General features: G+C 53.4%; 1 rRNA gene. It reads right to left on the reverse strand.

Going from position 1 to position 281, the window contains the following annotated elements:
* Positions 1 to 281 (reverse strand): 16S ribosomal RNA (locus CHR62_RS15560); the annotation flags it as partial.

Here is a 281-nt window from a genome sequence, read left to right on the forward strand (position 1 = left end):
GGTTTTTCGCGTTGCATCGAATTAATCCACATCATCCACCGCTTGTGCGGGTCCCCGTCAATTCCTTTGAGTTTTAATCTTGCGACCGTACTCCCCAGGCGGTCAACTTCACGCGTTAGCTGCGCTACTAAGGCCCGAAGACCCCAACAGCTAGTTGACATCGTTTAGGGCGTGGACTACCAGGGTATCTAATCCTGTTTGCTCCCCACGCTTTCGTGCATGAGCGTCAGTATTATCCCAGGGGGCTGCCTTCGCCATCGGTATTCCTCCACATCTCTACG

Source organism: Pusillimonas sp. NJUB218 (assembly GCF_003788685.1).
In the GTDB taxonomy this organism is placed as follows: domain Bacteria; phylum Pseudomonadota; class Gammaproteobacteria; order Burkholderiales; family Burkholderiaceae_B; genus Neopusillimonas.